We start from the raw sequence: 17,828 nt of genomic DNA, 5'->3' as shown, positions 1-17,828 counted from the left end.
AACATAATTGTTTGACCGCGTTTTAAAGCATTCACGGCCACAGACCATTCTTTGAGTGCGTGAAAAGTGGTAGTCAATTCCATTAGCATCTACTTTGACTCTGATTTTATTTCGGTCTAAAACGGTTAAAGTGTAAAACTAACCATAAAACTAACCAGGGAAATCAATATTTAGAGAAAAATATGGAAAAACGCACACTGGGTACATCAACTGTACAAATTACGCCCATTCTCATGGGAACTTGGCAAGCAGGAAAAAGAATGTGGGTGGGAATTGAGGATGCGGACTCAATTAAAACCATTCGCGCTGCTTATGAAGCGGGAATCACAACCATAGATACTGCGGAAGTTTATGGTGAAGGGCATTCTGAACAGATTGTAGCTGAAGCTGTGGCTGATGTGCGCGATCGCGTGGAATATGCAACCAAAGTTTTTGCCAATCATCTCCAATATCAACAAGTGATAGAAGCTTGTGAACGTTCCCTCAAAAATCTCAAAACTGACTATATTGATCTTTACCAAATTCATTGGCCATCTGGTGCTTTTAATAGTGGAATCGTACCTATAGAAGAAACGATGAAAGCCTTAAATCACCTCAAAGAACAAGGTAAAATTCGTGCCATTGGTGTTTCTAATTTTTCCCGTGAACAACTAGCAGAAGCTGCCCAATATGGACCTATTGATAGTTTACAACCACCTTATTCTCTATTTTGGCGGAATGTAGAAACAGATGCTATGCCCTATTGTGTTGAAAACAATATTTCGATTTTGGCTTATTCACCTTTAGCACAAGGATTGTTAACTGGTAAATTTGCACCAGGGCATAAATTTGACCCAGCCGATAACCGAGCTAAAAATAAGTTATTTCAAGGGGAAAATTCTGAACGCGCTCAACAAGCATTAGACCAACTTAGACCTATAGCTGAATATCACAATTGTAGTTTAGCTCAGTTAGCATTGGCGTGGTTAATTGCCCAACCTCAAACAAATGCGATCGCAGGTGCGCGATATCCTCAACAAGCGCAAGATAACGCTCAAGCCGCAAATGTCAAACTTTCCACTGAAGAAATCGCCCAAATTGACAGTATTGGCCGCATCGTTACCAACCATTTTGACAATACAGGAATTATGTGGGAATGGTGATTGGTAAAAAGGGAATAGGGAACAGGGAACAGGGAACAGGGAACAGGGAACAGGTAATAGGTAATAGGTAAAGAAATTTCACCCCATCACCCCATCACCCCATCACCCCAACTCCCCAACTCCCCAACTCCCCATCACCCCAGTCCCCAGTCCCCAGTCCCCAGTCCACAATATTGCTAATTGAAACAAAATATCAAGTTTAGTAAACAGGCGATCGCATCTCAATTAGGGAATGCTAGATTATATTCATAAGGACACAAAACAAAAACAACCAACCCAACGGGCAATGACCTGTGTGTCCCCTGTCAAAAGCCCAAACAAGTTTTAGCATACGCAATTTAAAGTGGCATTCCGATTATTGTTAATAGTCGCGCCAAATCCCGAAGCGGAAAAACTGAGAAATGCTAAACTTGTAGTTTTAGTATCCACCCTAGTTAGTGACTTTCAAACACCTATTTAACCTTAACAATTTGAAACTTCTCAATTCGCTAGAACCTGGTCAACCCTGATCAGGTTTTTAGATATTTAGGGGATTTTTATTAAAACCCAATCACGAAAAATAGGATTAACTTGATCCGGTGCTTCATCATGGGGACAATGGCCAGCATTGATAAAATGTTCTGTTAGTTGGGGATAATATTGACGGAATTTTTGAGAACGTTCCCGCGCTTTCATCCAAGGATCTGCCTCACCCCATAATAATAATAAAGGACAAATTAATTGTTTTAATAAAACATCAACCTTTTCCCCTTGGGGAGTGCTAAAAACGGAAACAAATACATCTAAAGCACCTTGATCATAAGCTGGACTTTGAATTTCTGCTACTAATTGATCAGTAATTGCAGTTTTGTCTAAATAAACCTTTTTTAAAGTGCGACGAATTACCCAACGTTGACGCACATATTGAAATAATAAAGACTGGAATAAACGTTGTTTAAAAGTCCATTTAACAGTTTTACCAATTAATTTCTGTAAAGGATTTTGCTCAGGTTGAATTTGAACTTGTTCCCCTTCCGATTCCGAAAAAGGACCAGCACTATTAAGTAACACTACCCCAGCGACAAGATCAGGATATTGCGCTCCTACACATAAGCAAGCATAACCACCAAGGGAGTTACCAGCTAATACTGTTTTTTCACCAATAACTTCACTAATAAAATCTCGCAGTTGGTCACGCCATAATTCGCCACTATACTGCAATTTCGGTTTTGCTGATCTTCCAAATCCCAAAAGATCAATAGCGAATACTTGAAAATCTTCGCACAGTCCAGTAATATTTTTACGCCAGTGGTCAGTGGAAGCACCAAAACCGTGTACTAACAGCAAAGAGGGGCGTTGTGGTTGTTTCTCTCCCGCTTGTACATAGTAAACTTTGTGTCCTCGCCATTGCCAGTATTGTCCGGGAATTGGAGTTGTAGAGGGTGCTATAGTTGTCTTCATAATCAGAATCAATCCTAAGTATTGCTAATTTTCTTAGATTAAATGAATGTTCAAGCTTTGGAAATATTACTTCCTGAAGTTCGGAGATATTTTCAATATTTTTAGGACTTACGCAAGTGTCATACTAAATATCTATCTGTAGGGTGCGTCAGATGTCAAAATTCTGTTTATTTGCAGCATTTATCGAGTCTGACGCACCCTACTAATGTGCTAGTTGCGTAAGTCCTGATTTTTACGATAACAGCAAAAAAAGCCAGAAAAAACCCCGGCGAAACTAACCAGGGTTGATAGGAGAAATTAGAATGACGATTAGATACCAATACTGAAGCTAAGAAACTTTAAAAAATCACAATATCTTAGCTAACTCCCAACGCAATTAACACTACAGATGTGATGAATAAAACTGCTACTGCACCTTGGAAAAGGTATTTTTTTTGTTCTTCTTGTGTAGGGTATTCAGCGTAGTACAGTTGTGGATCAATCGCGTAGTTATTGAGGATGCCTTCTTCGTTAGTGGTGGTATACATAATGTTTTTCCTTTGTTTTTTACTTTATGTAAACTAATATAACAATTTCGTTACAAACTGTCAAGAGGACTTGACAGAAGATAGTTAATGGTATTAATAAGAGTCGCTTATCTGCCAGGAGAAGCAAAAACCCCGACTTTTTAGAGAAGCCAGGGTTAGGATTTGAGATCATGAGGAAATTAACGTATTAACGATTTGTCAAGCCTAATTAAATTGCATATTTGATTTGGCTTAACAGCAAGAAGATAAGACCCATATTTATATACTCAAAACGGCTTAATCATGTAATTCTATAGGTAGGGGTAATTCATGAATTACCCCTACACATCTAGGGTTTTCCTAATTTTAGTAAAAAGTTGTAGGGTGCGTCAGATATCAACAATCTGTTTATTTGCAGGATTTATCCAGTCTGACGCACCCTACCAATGTGCCAGTTGCCTAAAAAAGTTTTAGCAGCCTACAAATTAATTGTAGACTGCTACGCGGAGGAATTAATTTAAAATGGGCAGTACCAGACTCGAACTGATGACATCCTGCTTGTAAGGCAGGCGCTCTACCAACTGAGCTAACCGCCCGTTTTTCGTCACCTGATTAATATAGCATAGGCTTTGAAAATTTTGCAAGGGGTTTGAGAAATTTTTTTGCGAACTGGGTAAAAGTAAGATCCCCGACTTCTAACATCAATTTCTCCTTTATCCACAAGATCACAAAAGAAGTCGGGGATCTGGGTAAAAGTAAGATCCCCGACTTCTAACATCAATTTCTCCTTTATCCACAAGATCATAAAAGAAGTCGGGGATCTGGGTAGTAGCTTGTCGGCTATACTTACTCAGTATTCAATTTTGACTTTTGACTTTTAACTTTTGACTTGTAAATATGCCCTCTGGTCAAACGCACGATCGCATTACTATCTGGTCTGTACCATTGATAGCTGCTTTTACCTTAGCTTCAACTCGAAGCAGTAACATGACTTTGTTGGTGGCGGGTGGATTTATGTTTGGGGGGCTGATGTTTGGCCCCGATTTGGATATTTATTCCCGTCAGTTTCAGCGTTGGGGGTTTTTGCGTTGGATTTGGCTACCTTATCAAAAAAGCCTGCGTCATCGGTCTTTTTTATCCCACGGTCCGATTATTGGTACAACTCTGCGGGTGGTATATCTGACGACTTTTTTGGCAGTTGTAGCGATTTTGCTTTTAGTGATTTTCGCTAAATTGGGTAATGTGGCTTTGAATTGGGGGGATGTTTGGCGAAGTGCGGGGCGAACTATATCTATATATTATGGAGAATTTTTGGCTTTGTTTGTGGGGTTTGAACTCGGTGCTATGAGTCATTCTATTAGTGATTGGACTAATTCAGCTTATAAACGTTTTCAAAAGCAGGGCATTCAAGGAATACTACCTCATGGCAAAATTAAGAAGCGTAAACCGACGCAGAGTGTAAAGCCGGTGAGAAAACGCAGAGGTAAGGCAGAATGATAGAAAATCAGACATTAGCAGCGTTACAAGAATTAATGGATGTAGTGGCAAAATTGCGATCGCCTGATGGTGGTTGTCCTTGGGACTTAGCGCAAACTCCTGAAAGCCTTACCCCTTATGTAATTGAAGAAGCTTATGAGGTAGTAGACGCAATTCAAACAGGGGATAAAAAGGCGATCGCGGAAGAATTAGGTGATTTATTATTACAAGTAGTATTACAAGCACAAATTGCCAGTGAAAACGGTGATTTTTCTTTGCAAGATGTCGCTGAGGGGATTTCTCAAAAATTGATTCGTCGTCATCCTCATGTTTTTGGTGATGTCACAGTGGAGAATGTAGAAGAAGTGCGTCAAAACTGGGAAACCATCAAAGCTGCGGAAAAAGGAGAAACATTAGAAAATCAAAAACTGAGTGATAAACTTAGTCGTTATCGTCGTAGTCTTCCACCATTAAATGCAGCTATGAAAATATCTCAAAAAGCTGCTGCTGTGGGTTTTGAGTGGAGTAACATTGATGAAGTTTGGGGAAAATTTCACGAAGAATTAGGAGAATTTCAACAAGCTTTAGCTGAAGAAACACCAGAAAGACAAGAATCAGAATTAGGTGATTTATTATTTGCAATTATTCAATTAGCTAGATGGCATAAACTTGATCCGAGTGCAGGTTTGCAAGGTACAAGTCAGCGATTTATTCAACGGTTGCAAAAAATGGAAGATGTAATTGATCGTCCTCTTGCTGATTATAGTTTAGAAGAATTAGATGCTATGTGGCAACAGGCGAAAGCTAAACTTGCGAAAGAATAGGGATAGGGGATTAGATTTTAGATTTTAGATTGGAGTTACAGCAGGAGTCAGGAGTCAGGAGTCAGGAGTAAAACTGGCTTTGTGTATACGTTTCAATTTAGATTCTGTACCTCATTGATCTGCAATCTGCTGTAATTAAATATAATCCAAAATCTAAACTTTAATCTCTAATTACCAATTTATTCAAAACGAACCGCAAAGGACGCAAAAGCAAGAGTGCTGAGAATCTTGTGCGAATTAGTGCCGTAATTTTTGCCAAATTATGATCTCTTCCCTCTGGACTATTCACTATGGTTTATTTTCTATTCCCTATTGCCTATTGTGTGTCAAATTTGGATAAATAATATAATGTATGCCCAAAAGCCTATAATAAAAATATATTTGATATTTGCATAATTTAAATTAACTAAGTCAAAAAAAATAGCACTTTGTTTAGCAATTTTGCCTCACTTGCATCAAATAAGGATAAAAACATTATATTACCGACTTTAATCGGGTGGATAATATGAATTCTCCGCGATCGCCAAAAAAATCTCCAGCTAAAGAATCTACAGACACAACAAAATCCCCAGAACAACCGGGTAAACAGAAAGAATTATTTCCAATAGTCGGTATTGGAGCTTCTGCGGGGGGACTAGAGGCATTTACACAATTATTGAGCCATTTACCCACAGATACGGGCATGGGATTTGTGCTGGTTCAGCACTTGAGTCCCACTCAAAAAAGTATGTTGACAGAAATTCTTTCTCGGACAACCCAAATGCCTGTAACTGAGGCACAGGAAGGGATGGCTGTAGAACCGAATCATGTTTATGTGATTCCGCCTAATACCACAATGACTATTGCTCAAGGTGTACTAAAACTGAAGCCCCGTGAGAAGAGTTATCATGGCCTAGCAATGACAGTGGATAGTTTCTTGTTGTCTTTAGCAGAGGATTTGGGTAACAAAGCCATTGGTGTTGTCCTGTCAGGAGCTAATGAAGATGGTACAAGGGGTTTGGAAAGCATCAAGGCAGCAGGGGGTATTACTTTTGCCCAGTCTGAAGAATCGGGTATGATCAGTATGATGCCGAATACTGCTATAGCTTCTGGTTATGTAGATTTTATCCTGACTCCCCAACAAATTGCTGAGAAACTAGCCAACATTAGCACTCATCCTTACATTAATCACTCAAAAACAGTCAAACCGACTGAAGTCATGCCAGAAGAAAAAGATGCTCTGTTAAAGATTTTCAAGATTTTAAGGGCGGCTACAGGTGTTGATTTTACCCATTACAAGGAGAATACCCTGAAGCGGCGAATTCAGCGGCGGATGATGTTATATAGATTTGATAAATTAGAAGATTACCTGCATTATCTCCAGGAGAAACCCACTGAAGTTACCGCCTTATATCAAGATGTTTTAATTACTGTCACCAGTTTTTTTCGGGACGCAGAAGCATTTGAAGCTTTAAAAACTCAAGTATTTCCGATTCTTATTAATAAGCGCAAACCTGATGATCCTATTCGTGTTTGGATAGCTGGATGTTCAACTGGGGAAGAAGCCTATTCTATTGCCATCTGCTTACTAGAATTTTTCACAAACAAAGGAATGAATATTCCTATTCATATTTTTGCTACAGATATTAATGAGGTAGCCATAGAAAAAGCCAGAGCCGGCATTTATAAGCCTTGTCAGGTAAAAGATATTTCTCCAGAAAGATTACAGCGTTTCTTTGTTCAGGTAGAAGGTGGTTATCAAATTAGTAAATCAGTTAGGGAACTGTGTGTTTTTGCTAGACAAAACTTAATTAGTGATCCGCCCTTTTCTCGACTGGATTTGATAACTTGTCGGAATGTGCTGATTTATTTGGGTTCTGTTGTACAGAAAAAGGTCGTGCCGACTTTCCATTATGGACTTAAACCTACAGGTTTTTTAATGTTAGGAACTTCCGAGACGGTAGGCGAATTTACTGATTTGTTTACTCTCGTAGATAAAAAGTACAAGATTTATGCTCGAAAAATTACATCTACCCGATTAGCTATTGATTTAATGGCTAGTAACTATCCAATGGAAACTGCTAAATTGCAAATGATCGAAAATGAAGGTTCTGGGAATGATGTAGAAATCCAGAAAGAAGCTGACAGGATTGTGTTAAATCAATTCGCACCTGTGGGTGTGATTATTAATGATGATTTGGATATTTTGCAGTTCCGAGGAAATACAAGTTCCTATTTACAACCAGCACCAGGAAAACCGAGTTTTAATTTACTGAAAATGGCTAGGGAGGAATTGCGGCTAGATTTACGTAGCTTAATTCATCAAGCTAAAAAGCAAAAAATGGCGGTTAAAAAAGAAGGGATACAAATTAGAGAAGAAAAGCAAGTTAGGCTGGTAAAAATTGATGTAATTCCCTTTCAACCTGTTGGCACAGAAGAAGATTTCTTCTTAATTTTGTTTGAGGATATATCCACCCCAGTTATTTCTGTATCGCCAGTAAGTAGTGATATTCAACCTGAGCAGGAGGAAACAAACAGTTATGAGAAAGAAATTTCCATTCTCCAACAAGAATTAAAATCTACTAAAGATTATCTGCAATCAATTATTGAAGAACAACAAGCCAGTAATCAAGATTTACGAGCAGCTAATGAGGAAATTCTCTCTAGTAATGAAGAACTGCAAAGCACCAATGAGGAATTAGAAACAGCTAAGGAAGAAATTCAGGCGACTAATGAAGAACTTAATACCATTAATGATGAATTGCAACGGCGAAATATTGAATCAACTCTGGTTAGTAATGATTTACAAAATCTGCTGAGTAGTATTAATATTGCCATTCTCATGTTAGGAGGTGATTTACAGATTCGCCGCTTTACTCCAGTAGCGGGGACGATTTTTAAATTAATTCCTTCTGATGTGGGACGACCATTAAGTGATATTAAACATAAATTAAATATTCCCGATTTAGAAGCACAAATTTTAGAGGTAATTAGTACCTTAAATTTGAAAACTCAGGAAGTGCAGGATGAAGATGGTCATTGGTATGATTTACGCATTCGACCCTATCGGACAATAGATAATAAAATTGATGGTGCTGTAGTAGTTTTGGTGGATATTGATGCCATCAAACGCAGTGCGGAAAAACTGAAAGCATCCCGTAATTATGCAGAAGGGATAGTAAATACTGTACGTCAATCTTTGGTAGTGCTGGATGTAAATTTACAAGTGATAACTGCCAATCAATTTTTCTATAACACATTCCAAGTAGTGCAAGAAGAAACAGAAAACTGCCTGATTTATGAAATTGGTAATGGCCAGTGGAATATTCCCCAGTTGCGATCGCTCTTAGAAAGAGTTCTCCCCGAACAAACCCATTTTCAAGATGTGGAAGTTGAGCATAATTTTGAGCAAATTGGCCACAAAATCATGCGCCTCAATGCTCGAAAAATGCCGCAAATAGATGATCAATGTCTAATTCTCCTAGTAATTGAAGATATTACCCAACAGAAACATTTAGAAGCAGAACGAACTCAACTCCTGGAACAAGAACAGTTAGCCAGAACAGATGCGGAAACAGCTAACCGTGCTAAGGATGAGTTTTTATCTATCCTCTCTCACGAATTGCGAAATCCCCTTAGCTCTCTGTTGGGGTGGACGCAGTTACTACGGAAACACCAGCTTGATGAAACTAAGACTCATCAGGCATTAGAAGCCATTGAACGCGCTGCCCATACTCAAAATGTGCTGATTGGTGATTTATTGGATATATCTCGCATTAGTTCCGGTAGGATGTGTCTGGATGCCCAGCCTGTTCAGCTTGTGTCTGTGATTTCGGCGGCGATACAGGTTGTAAGTTTGTCCGCAGACGCAAAAAACATTCAAATTCAATCGAGGTTAGATCCTGCACCCAGAACCTTGATAGGAGATCCAATTCGTTTACAGCAGGTCATCTGGAATTTACTTTCTAATGCCATTAAATTTACCCCTGCGGGTGGAAAAATTGATGTCACTCTCAATTACACTGATTCTCAAGCGGAAATTCAAGTTAAAGATACTGGTTTGGGTATCAGTGCAGAATTTCTCCCTTATGTGTTTGAACGCTTCCGTCAAGCTGATAGCACTACACGCAAATCAAATTCCGGCTTAGGACTGGGACTGGCAATAGTACGCCATTTAGTAGAACTCCACGGTGGTACAGTGGCAGTGGCCAGTTTAGGTAAAGATCAAGGTGCAACTTTTACCGTTAGGCTACCTCTGCAAACTAATCTACAAGAGAGTGATATAGCAATTACTCAAGAACTATTTACACCCTCCTCTGCTTCCCCTGACTCCCCTGACTCTTACCCATCTTTAGCGGGTGTGCGGGTGCTAATCGTTGATGATGAACCAGACCTCCGTCAATTATTTGAAATCGTCCTGGAAGATTTGGGAGTTCAAGTAACACAAGCCACATCAGCACAAGAGGCACTATCATTACTAAAAGCTAATCCTGGTGGGTATGATGTACTTCTATCAGATATTGGTTTACCAGAAGAAGATGGTTATGCGCTAATTCGGAAAATTAGAGCGTTGAGTGCTGAGGAAGGAGGGCAAATTCCCGCTGTTGCCATAACTGGTTATGCTGGAGATGCAGAACAGGCCGAATCTGTAGCCGCAGGATTCCAATTGCATATCAAGAAACCTATTGAACCTGATCAATTGGTCAAGGTGGTTGCTGCTTTAGCAGGAAGGAGTAGAGGCTTAGGAGGTTAAAAAACACAACTTTTAATAGTTATCTATTTCCTGTGTTTATTGAAATTAATGATAGAATTTAGCCTAACTGCTAAGTTTAAATAAATGACAACAACAGTTGCAAAAATCATTACCATAGAAGAATTTTTAAAGCTGGGTTTTATTGATGAGTCACCAGCTTGGGAATATATTAACTCAGAAGCAATTCAAAAACCTATGGGTGGAGGTAAACACAGTTTATTACAAAAACGATTAGTTGCAGTAATTGACACAGCAACAAGCGATTATGAAGCATTTCCAGAACTGCGTTGTACCTGTAAAAATCGTTCTGTAGTTCCTGATGTTGCGGTGATTGCTACGGAAAAAATACCATTAGATGAAAGCGGTGATATTATTAGCAATGGGATTAATTTTGCACCAGCTTGGGTAATTGAAATTTTGTCACCTGCTCAAAGTCAAACTAAAGTAACTGGCAATATTTTACATTGTATTAAACATGGTACTAAACTTGGATGGTTACTTGATCCCAGTGAGCGTTCAATTTTAGTTTATCAGCCTCATACTTTACCAGATTTGTTAACTGGAACAGATAGATTACCCGTTTTAGAAGGTGTGAATTTAACAATCACAGTTGAGGAAATATTTGCTTGGTTGCAAAGGAAAAAGTGATAGATTTAACCCTCAGAAATAACTTGATTATTTAACCAAATAACCAAATCATTAACACTGGTAAAATCCAACAAAGCTAAACCTAAATTTTCTAAATCTTCCACAGATAACCTATTGATTTTTACCTGTAAGTCTTGACTAAATGCACCTATACGCCGTTCAAGTAGACGCATAGTGTAATTTAACGCCTCTTCATAGCGCACTTCTTGATAATATCTGGTATTTTTTAAATCACTCATAGTAAACATTCTTGCTAACTCCTGGGGACTGAGACGGGGTAATTTATAGAAAATAATACCAGTAGGGTGAGTTAGCGAAAGCGTAACCCACCATTAATTTTTAACTAGCTGAACTCGCTTGATTATTCAACCAAGTAACCAAATCAGCTTTACTTGTAAAATCCAACAAAGCTAAACCTAAATTCTCTAAATCTTCCACAGACAACTTATTAATTTTTACTTGTAAATCTTGATTAATTCCACCTATGCGACGTTCCAACAGACGTATTACCAGATTTAATTCTGATTCATAGCGTACATCTTGATAATATCTGGTATTCTTTAGATCACTCATAGTAAACATTCTTGCTAACTCCTGGGGACTGAGACGGGGTAATTTATAGGAAACAATAGTCTGAATTAAATCTAGCAAATTCTTCTGCAATCTTTCATCCGGTAAATCTGACCTAGCTTGTGATAATAGGTTTCTCGCTAAAGCTGGAACTTCTTTTTCCTTCTCCACTACTAACTTAATAATACCTAATCCCAAAGATGTTTGTATATCCACCAATTCATCCAAATATAACCGAGTTACCAATGGACTTTCTAGTAAATAGCGATATGGTTCTATTTCCGTCGGTTCTATACTACGTTTAGCAAATAAAACCACAGCTTGCCAGGGTTTGGTAGAAGCATAGAGATGTAAATAAAGAAAAATCTCTGAAAAAAAGCGAGAATAAAAGTCATCATCTCTTTGAAATTGCACCTCGACAAAATAAATAGGTTGTTCTTTTTGATTATTTGTAGGTAGGAATACACCATCAATTCTAAATGCTGTTTGTTTTAGTTCTACAGACGCAAAATCATAAACATCTGCTTCACTAGCTGGTAAATTGATCAATTCAAAAAAAGATTGCGGTAAGGTTTGAAAAATGCGATAAAAGATAGAATCAGTTTTCATGAATATTGCTATTAAATATTTTTGTAAATGTTGAGTTAAGAGGAACTATCAAACATGATATAATAATAACCATGCAAAATATCATATTAATTTCAACACACTAACATTTAAATAAGGATTTTGTTGGGTTTCGTTCCTCAACCCAACCTACGATATAACTGGTTTTACCGCTTCCTAAGAAGCCTGTGATGACGGTAACGGGGATTTTTGTAGCCATGTTTTGTGTGTGGTTTTGAAATCAATTTTACCACAAGATCCAGATCCCCGACTTCTGAGATCAATTTACATTTTATTGACAAGATTAAAAAAGAAGTCGGGGATCTTCTTTATGCTTGATTTTAAGAATATCCAATTTCTATCATTTTGAAAAATTCCTGGACTACTTCATCAGGATTGTTATAACATCTTTCAGAATCAAATCTTTCTACAACTTTGATACCGTTTTTCTTGAAAATGCGTTCTCTTTCTTGTTCTTCAACTCTGCGTTCTGCGGTGTGAAATGGTCCATCAACTTCTAAAACTCCCCATTTACCTTTATAACAAATGAGGAAATCAGCTTCTTTGTTTTCTCTCCCTTTGGGTGTGTTGAGTCGTGCTAAGGAATTGGGTACAAATAAAACTCCAGTTCTGTCTAATGCTTCAGCAATTTTGATTTCTGTTTTTGAGCGAAAGCGTAGGGTTTCCCAAGTGTGAATTGTTGAGTTTGAATAAAATTGAATGCCTTGGTTATTAATATAATTATCACTTTGGGGAGTTTTGCATAAAATTAAATCTGTAGTTTCTATAATCTTTTTATATAAACTGGCAAATTCTCCAGGTGCAAAAAGAGCAACTGAAGTCAGCCCTACTCAGATTAGCCCTACTCAAATTAGTCCCACTCAAATCAGCTTCTCTCAGGTCAGGTATTATATCTGGATTTTCCTCTCTCCACTCATTCCAAAACTCTTTTCCTTGATTCAGTATTGCTAAATGCTCTGGATTTGCCATAATCTAGTTTTTATACCTGAAATTGCCAATATTCGGATTTTAACCTAATTTCATGAAGATAAAAATAAGCTCGTTAAAATTTACCGCTAAAAAATTAATTTCTGGCAAGCAATAGCTAAATATAGCTTTAATTGAATTTGGATTATATTATAATTGAAGGCAATACCAATAATTTCAGTTTACTCCTATGAGTACCATTGCAAATCTTCGACAAATAGTATTAGAAGAAATCAATCAAATTCCTGATGAACAACTTAGTCAGGTATTACAGTTTCTTCATGTTCTGATATCTAATTCTCAGACAAAGAAGGATGAAGACTTTATCAATGATCCACTAGCTGAGTTTATTGGTGCAGTTGAACATGGGAGTTTAGCCCAGAATATAGATCAAGAATTATATGAATAGTCAATTATTTATTGATACTTGGGGTTGGTTGACACTTTATGATCGTCGAGAAACTTCTCATCAAGAAGCCGTTGACTGTTATCAAAATATAATCAGTCAGCAAGGTTTTATTTATACAACTGATTATGTTCTCAATGAAACTTTTACTTTATTTAGGACTTACGCAAGTGTCACACCAAAAATCTGTTGTAGGGTGCGTCAGATATCAACAATCTGTTTATTTGCAGGATTTATGCAGTCTGACGCACCCTACCAATGTGCCAGTTGCGTAAGTCCTGTTTATTGTTTAAGCGATTAAATGTTTATCAAGCTAAGAAAGCAATGGAGTTATTATTAAAAAGTTTTGAAAATGAGCATTTTAAATTAATTGGGATGACTCCTGAACGATTTACCGCTACACAAAATCTGCGCTTAAAATATTTGGATAAGCCTTTAATTTCATTTACGGATTTATCATCAATGGCTGTAATGAAAGAATTAAAAATTAGTCTAATTTTAACTGGTGATGACCATTTTAATCAGGTTGGGATGGGATTTATTAAAGTTCCCTAAATAAATCTAATTTACCTACTAGAATCAGCTAAATAAGCCTGCATTTCCTTCAAATTTTCGGGGTTTCCTGTGGCTACTACAAGTAATTTATTCATTGGTTATCAGTCAGTTGTTAGTTGTTAATAAAAAGGTGATTTGACAAATTTATCATAGCATCTTGTCAGAGTTCGCATAACCCACTATTAATATTAAATTAAATCCCCCCTCTATCTCACAATAAAGGGGGTAAGAAAGTGCAATTAAGCCGTGAAATACTTCGCTACAGGGTGATAAGTAATAATCGCCGTCGTCGACTGTTCAGGATACAATTGCTCACTTTCATCCATGTGCATCTTCATCCTATCAACCCCCAACAACTCCAACTGCTTAAACTGATCTTGGATATTCGGACAAGCCGGATAGCCGAAACTATACCGAGAACCTTGATAACGCTGCGCCAACATATCTCGAATATTATCCGGCTCAGAATCACCAAAACCCAACTCCCGGCGGATTCTCGCGTGTGTCCATTCCGCCAAAGCTTCCGCTACCTGTACAGCCATACCATGAAAATACAGATAATCAGTGTATTGATTATTGGCAAATAGCTTTTGTCCAAACTCCGTGGCAACTTCCCCCACAGTCACCGCTTGCATAGGGAAAACATCAATAATTCCCGACTCCTTTGGTGCAAAGAAATCTGCAATACATAACCTATTAAAAGACCTCTGACGCGGAAACTCAAAACTAGTTCTTACCTCTGCGTCCTCTGCGCCTCTGCGGTTCGTTTCATAAATCAACAAACTATTCCCCACAGACTGACAAGGAAAATACCCATAAATCACTTGAGGGTGCAATAAATTCTCCTCAATAATTCGCTGCTTCCATTCCTCTAAAACTGGGTAAACCTTGTCAGCTAAAAACTCCTGATATTCCTCCTTAGATTGTTCCTTTGGCTTGCGGAATTGCCATTGTCCAGCCACCAAAGCTTGCAAATCTAAATACCAGAATATCTCCTCTAAAGAAATATCATCAGATTGTAAAAACTGTGTTCCCCAAAAAGGTGGTTTTGGACGTTCAATATCTACAGCTACTGCTTCCGAACGACGGGTATCTATTACTTTAGGTTCAGCAGGTACTTTATCTTGAACAGCATTATCTACCGTTTCTTGATGTCCCTTTGTTGACTCTTTCGATTCTCCTAATTCATCCAAAAATCCCTGCAAATCATGCCAATTACCTGCGTTTTTCGCTGGCATTAACTTATCCATGAAATGCAAATCAGAAAAAGCATCTTTGCCATAAACAACCTTACCTTTGTAAGTACCTTGGCAATCTTGATTGACAAACTTAGGAGTTAAAGCCGCACCACCTAAAATCACCGGTACAGTAATGCCTTTTTCATTAAAAGCCTGTAAATTCTCCTTCATGAAAGCGGTAGATTTTACTAACAATCCACTCATGGCAATACAATCAGGTTTATGCTGTTCGTAAGCTTGAATGATGTTTTCCACCGATTGCTTAATTCCCAGGTTAATCACCTTATAACCATTGTTAGACAAGATGATATCCACCAGGTTTTTACCAATATCGTGAACATCACCTTTCACCGTGGCAATTACAAAAGTTCCCTTAGCATTATTACCAGATTCGGACTTTTCCATGAACGGTTCAAGATACGCAACCGCAGCTTTCATGGTTTCGGCTGATTGTAATACAAAAGGTAATTGCATTTGTCCAGAACCGAACAATTCACCTACAACTTTCATCCCATCTAACAAGAAAGTATTGATGATTTCTAAAGGTGGATATTGTTCTAAAGCCTTGGTTAATTGTGTTTCTAAACCAATGCGTTCACCGTCAATAATATGCCGTTTCAAACGTTCGGGAATAGGGAGATTTTGATCAATTCCCGTATTCCGTTTGGTTTTGACTCCTGCAAAAATTGTTGTTAGTTCTCCCAAAGGATCATAAACGCAGACATTACCATCAAATTTACGTTCATCATAAATTAATTGACGGCAAACCTCTTGATGCTGGGGATCAATTTTCGCCAATGGTAAAATTTTACTCGCACTGACAATTGCTGCATCCATACCCGCGTTCATTGCTTCATGCAAAAACATCGAGTTTAACACCATCCGCGATGCTGGATTTAGCCCGAAAGATATATTAGAAACACCAAGAATTACATGACTTCCTGGCAATTCTTGACGAATGCGGCGAATTGATTCAATGGTAGCTTTACCATTTTCCCGATCTTCTTCAATCCCAGTAGAAATCGGTAAAGCTAAAGTATCAAAAAATATCTCTGTGGGAGCAATACCATATTCTACAGCTTGACGATAAGCACGTTGGGCAATTTGAAACTTTTTCTCGGCTGTCCGCGCCATGCCATCTTCATCAATTGTCCCAATAATTACACCAGCCCCGTATTTTTTCGCTAATTCCAACACCTTTAAAAATCGCGGTTCGCCATCTTCATAGTTGGTAGAATTGAGCAAACACTTACCACCAGCCACCTTTAAACCCGCTTCCATTTTTTCCCATTCGGTGGAATCGAGCATTAAAGGTAAGGTAACATTATTAACAATACGGGAAACTAACTCGTGCATATCACGCACGCCGTCACGTCCCACATAATCAACGTTAACATCAAGGATGTGTGCGCCTTCTTTAACTTGACTTCGCGCCATTGATACCAAACCATCCCAGTCTTCGGCGTTGAGTAAATCACGGCATTTTTTAGAACCACTGGCGTTAAGACGTTCACCAACAATCAAGAAAGAATTATCTTGTTCGTAGGGTTGAGTAGAATAAATTGATGCTGCTGCTGGTTCTAAACTGGGTTGTCTAACTTTCGGTTTTAACTCTTTGGCAATTTCCGCTAATTGTTGAATGTGTGCTGGCCGTGTCCCACAGCAACCCCCAATCACTTGGACACCTAAATCTTCGATAAAGTGCATTAAAGACATCCGTAATTCCATCGGTGTCAGTCGGTAATGCGCTTGACCGCCAACATTTTCCGGTAAACCTGCGTTAGGAATACAGGAAACTACGAAAGGTGAATGTTCTGATAAATACTTGATATGTGGTTTCATCAAGTCTGGACCAGTGGCGCAGTTTAAACCGAGAATATCAATCGAGTATGGTTCTAAAATTGTCACTACAGCAGCAATTTCCGTACCGACTAACATTGTCCCCATACTTTCCATTGTCACGGAAACCATTAAGGCTCTTCTTTCGCCTTTTTTCGCAAAAACTTCTTCAATTCCGTTTAATGCGGCTTTGATTTGTAGCACATCTTGGCAAGTCTCTACCAAAAATAAATCCACACCACCATCAAACAAAGCTTCTGCTTGTTCAGCAAAAGAGGCTTTCATAGTGTCAAAGTCAATATGTCCCAAGGTAGGAAGTTTGGTTGTTGGTCCCATAGAACCGGCGACAAAGCGGGGTTTTTCTGGTGTCGAAAATTCCGCAGCGACACTTTTAGCCAGTTCTGCGGCTTTCTTGGTGAGGTAATAAGCCTGGTCTGCTAAGTCGTATTCTGCTAAAACTATGGACATAGCGCCAAAGGTGTCGGTTTCAATGACATCAGCACCAGCCGCGAGAAAGTCACGGTGAACTTTAGCGACAGCTTCTGGGTTACTATGAACTAGATATTCGTTACAACCTTCATACTGTGCGCCTCCGAAGTCCTCAGCGGTGAGGTTTTGGGTTTGCAGATTTGTTCCCATTGCGCCATCAAAGACGATAACGGGACGTTCTGGACTATGTAGGTGTTTGAGGAAAGGATGGGTCATATTGTGTGAAAAAATAGAGTTAGTTTTGTGATACTACACTTAATTTATTATTTTCCTAGATTTTGATAGTTTATACAGGTTGTCAAGAAAACAATATGTTTAAAAGTCAAGAGGATAGTTTTATCCGTTTACAAATAGATATAATCCAGTGTAA

At 38.4% G+C, this 17,828-nt stretch carries 16 protein-coding genes, 1 tRNA gene and 1 pseudogene; 8 read left to right on the top strand and 10 right to left on the bottom strand.

Annotated elements, in window-relative coordinates:
• Positions 1–182 precede the first annotated feature (182 nt).
• Positions 183–1,142: an aldo/keto reductase gene (locus tag VB694_RS18175; protein ID WP_323361738.1), complete on the top strand. Its 960-nt coding sequence runs from the start codon at positions 183–185 to the stop codon at positions 1,140–1,142.
• A gap of 525 nt (positions 1,143–1,667) precedes the next feature.
• Here VB694_RS18175 and VB694_RS18170 read toward each other — a convergent pair.
• The 3 genes from VB694_RS18170 to VB694_RS18160 all read right to left on the bottom strand — a co-directional run bounded on the left by VB694_RS18170 (position 1,668) and on the right by VB694_RS18160 (position 3,684).
• The gene (locus tag VB694_RS18170) at positions 1,668–2,582 is read right to left on the bottom strand and encodes an alpha/beta fold hydrolase (protein WP_323361737.1); all 915 of its coding nucleotides are present in this window, start codon (positions 2,580–2,582) and stop codon (positions 1,668–1,670) included.
• A 356-nt stretch (positions 2,583–2,938) separates the two neighbouring features.
• Positions 2,939–3,109: a photosystem II assembly protein Psb34 gene (gene psb34 / locus VB694_RS18165; RefSeq protein ID WP_323361736.1), complete on the bottom strand. Its 171-nt coding sequence runs from the start codon at positions 3,107–3,109 to the stop codon at positions 2,939–2,941.
• Between the two features lie 502 nt (positions 3,110–3,611).
• Positions 3,612–3,684 (bottom strand) — tRNA-Val (locus VB694_RS18160).
• Positions 3,685–3,985: 301 nt separating this feature from the next.
• Between VB694_RS18160 and VB694_RS18155 the strand changes: the two genes are divergently transcribed.
• From VB694_RS18155 to VB694_RS18140, 4 genes are all read left to right on the top strand, one after another.
• A complete protein-coding gene (locus VB694_RS18155; RefSeq protein ID WP_323361735.1) occupies positions 3,986–4,585 on the top strand; it encodes a metal-binding protein in 600 nt (199 codons plus the stop codon).
• Positions 4,582–5,388 carry a nucleoside triphosphate pyrophosphohydrolase gene (gene mazG / locus VB694_RS18150; protein WP_323361734.1) on the top strand — a complete coding sequence of 269 codons (807 nt, stop codon included), beginning with the start codon at positions 4,582–4,584 and terminating at the stop codon, positions 5,386–5,388. The genes VB694_RS18155 and mazG overlap by 4 nt, the downstream gene beginning before the upstream one ends.
• Before the next feature lie 505 nt (positions 5,389–5,893).
• Positions 5,894–10,120 carry a chemotaxis protein CheB gene (locus VB694_RS18145; RefSeq protein WP_323361742.1) on the top strand — a complete coding sequence of 1,409 codons (4,227 nt, stop codon included), beginning with the start codon at positions 5,894–5,896 and terminating at the stop codon, positions 10,118–10,120.
• Positions 10,121–10,204: 84 nt separating this feature from the next.
• The gene (locus tag VB694_RS18140) at positions 10,205–10,768 is read left to right on the top strand and encodes a Uma2 family endonuclease (protein WP_323361733.1); all 564 of its coding nucleotides are present in this window, start codon (positions 10,205–10,207) and stop codon (positions 10,766–10,768) included.
• Positions 10,769–10,773: 5 nt separating this feature from the next.
• Here the strand turns inward: VB694_RS18140 and VB694_RS18135 are convergent, their stop codons facing one another.
• From VB694_RS18135 to VB694_RS18115, 5 genes are all read right to left on the bottom strand, one after another.
• A complete protein-coding gene (locus tag VB694_RS18135) occupies positions 10,774–11,007 on the bottom strand; it encodes a DUF4351 domain-containing protein (protein WP_323361732.1) in 234 nt (77 codons plus the stop codon).
• Between the two features lie 100 nt (positions 11,008–11,107).
• Positions 11,108–11,947 (bottom strand): Rpn family recombination-promoting nuclease/putative transposase, encoded by an 840-nt coding sequence (locus VB694_RS18130; RefSeq protein ID WP_323361731.1) that lies wholly within the window; start codon positions 11,945–11,947, stop codon positions 11,108–11,110.
• Between the two features lie 100 nt (positions 11,948–12,047).
• Entirely contained in the window at positions 12,048–12,164 is a 117-nt protein-coding gene (locus VB694_RS18125; protein ID WP_323361730.1) for a GTP-binding protein, read from the bottom strand.
• 121 nt (positions 12,165–12,285) lie between these two features.
• Positions 12,286–12,492, bottom strand: a complete 207-nt coding sequence (locus tag VB694_RS18120; protein WP_323361741.1) for a DUF559 domain-containing protein — start codon at positions 12,490–12,492, stop codon at positions 12,286–12,288.
• Between the two features lie 247 nt (positions 12,493–12,739).
• Positions 12,740–12,934 carry a pentapeptide repeat-containing protein gene (locus tag VB694_RS18115; protein ID WP_323361729.1) on the bottom strand — a complete coding sequence of 65 codons (195 nt, stop codon included), beginning with the start codon at positions 12,932–12,934 and terminating at the stop codon, positions 12,740–12,742.
• 187 nt (positions 12,935–13,121) lie between these two features.
• Between VB694_RS18115 and VB694_RS18110 the strand changes: the two genes are divergently transcribed.
• From VB694_RS18110 to VB694_RS18100, 3 genes are read left to right on the top strand one after another with little or no spacing between them, the layout of a single operon-like run.
• Entirely contained in the window at positions 13,122–13,340 is a 219-nt protein-coding gene (locus tag VB694_RS18110; protein WP_323361728.1) for a hypothetical protein, read from the top strand.
• Positions 13,333–13,638, top strand: a complete 306-nt coding sequence (locus VB694_RS18105; protein WP_323361727.1) for a hypothetical protein — start codon at positions 13,333–13,335, stop codon at positions 13,636–13,638. Before VB694_RS18110 ends, VB694_RS18105 begins: the two co-directional genes overlap by 8 nt.
• A complete protein-coding gene (locus VB694_RS18100) occupies positions 13,623–13,892 on the top strand; it encodes a type II toxin-antitoxin system VapC family toxin (protein ID WP_323361726.1) in 270 nt (89 codons plus the stop codon). Before VB694_RS18105 ends, VB694_RS18100 begins: the two co-directional genes overlap by 16 nt.
• Before the next feature lie 20 nt (positions 13,893–13,912).
• On the opposite strand, the pseudogene VB694_RS18095 reads toward VB694_RS18100, so the two are convergent.
• Both VB694_RS18095 and metH read right to left on the bottom strand, forming a co-directional pair.
• Positions 13,913–13,987: pseudogene (locus tag VB694_RS18095) on the bottom strand (non-canonical purine NTP pyrophosphatase); the annotation flags it as partial.
• Positions 13,988–14,131: 144 nt separating this feature from the next.
• Positions 14,132–17,674: a methionine synthase gene (gene metH, locus VB694_RS18090; RefSeq protein ID WP_323361725.1), complete on the bottom strand. Its 3,543-nt coding sequence runs from the start codon at positions 17,672–17,674 to the stop codon at positions 14,132–14,134.
• Positions 17,675–17,828: the final 154 nt, after the last annotated feature.

It is taken from the genome of Anabaena sp. UHCC 0451 (assembly GCF_034931405.1).
In the GTDB taxonomy this organism is placed as follows: domain Bacteria; phylum Cyanobacteriota; class Cyanobacteriia; order Cyanobacteriales; family Nostocaceae; genus RDYJ01.
The sequence above is the reverse complement of the archived record's forward strand: the minus strand, read 5'-3'. Positions and strand labels throughout refer to the sequence as shown.

What these genes read in the sequence shown, in the direction of transcription:
- VB694_RS18175 (WP_323361738.1), top strand. Translation starts at nt 183, where the DNA reads ATGGAAAAACGCACACTGGGTACATCAACTGTACAAATTACGCCCATT.
- VB694_RS18170 (WP_323361737.1), bottom strand. Translation starts at nt 2,582, where the DNA reads ATGAAGACAACTATAGCACCCTCTACAACTCCAATTCCCGGACAATAC.
- psb34 (WP_323361736.1), bottom strand. Translation starts at nt 3,109, where the DNA reads ATGTATACCACCACTAACGAAGAAGGCATCCTCAATAACTACGCGATT.
- VB694_RS18155 (WP_323361735.1), top strand. Translation starts at nt 3,986, where the DNA reads ATGCCCTCTGGTCAAACGCACGATCGCATTACTATCTGGTCTGTACCA.
- mazG (WP_323361734.1), top strand. Translation starts at nt 4,582, where the DNA reads ATGATAGAAAATCAGACATTAGCAGCGTTACAAGAATTAATGGATGTA.
- VB694_RS18145 (WP_323361742.1), top strand. Translation starts at nt 5,894, where the DNA reads ATGAATTCTCCGCGATCGCCAAAAAAATCTCCAGCTAAAGAATCTACA.
- VB694_RS18140 (WP_323361733.1), top strand. Translation starts at nt 10,205, where the DNA reads ATGACAACAACAGTTGCAAAAATCATTACCATAGAAGAATTTTTAAAG.
- VB694_RS18135 (WP_323361732.1), bottom strand. Translation starts at nt 11,007, where the DNA reads ATGAGTGATTTAAAAAATACCAGATATTATCAAGAAGTGCGCTATGAA.
- VB694_RS18130 (WP_323361731.1), bottom strand. Translation starts at nt 11,947, where the DNA reads ATGAAAACTGATTCTATCTTTTATCGCATTTTTCAAACCTTACCGCAA.
- VB694_RS18125 (WP_323361730.1), bottom strand. Translation starts at nt 12,164, where the DNA reads ATGGCTACAAAAATCCCCGTTACCGTCATCACAGGCTTCTTAGGAAGC.
- VB694_RS18115 (WP_323361729.1), bottom strand. Translation starts at nt 12,934, where the DNA reads ATGGCAAATCCAGAGCATTTAGCAATACTGAATCAAGGAAAAGAGTTT.
- VB694_RS18110 (WP_323361728.1), top strand. Translation starts at nt 13,122, where the DNA reads ATGAGTACCATTGCAAATCTTCGACAAATAGTATTAGAAGAAATCAAT.
- VB694_RS18105 (WP_323361727.1), top strand. Translation starts at nt 13,333, where the DNA reads ATGAATAGTCAATTATTTATTGATACTTGGGGTTGGTTGACACTTTAT.
- metH (WP_323361725.1), bottom strand. Translation starts at nt 17,674, where the DNA reads ATGACCCATCCTTTCCTCAAACACCTACATAGTCCAGAACGTCCCGTT.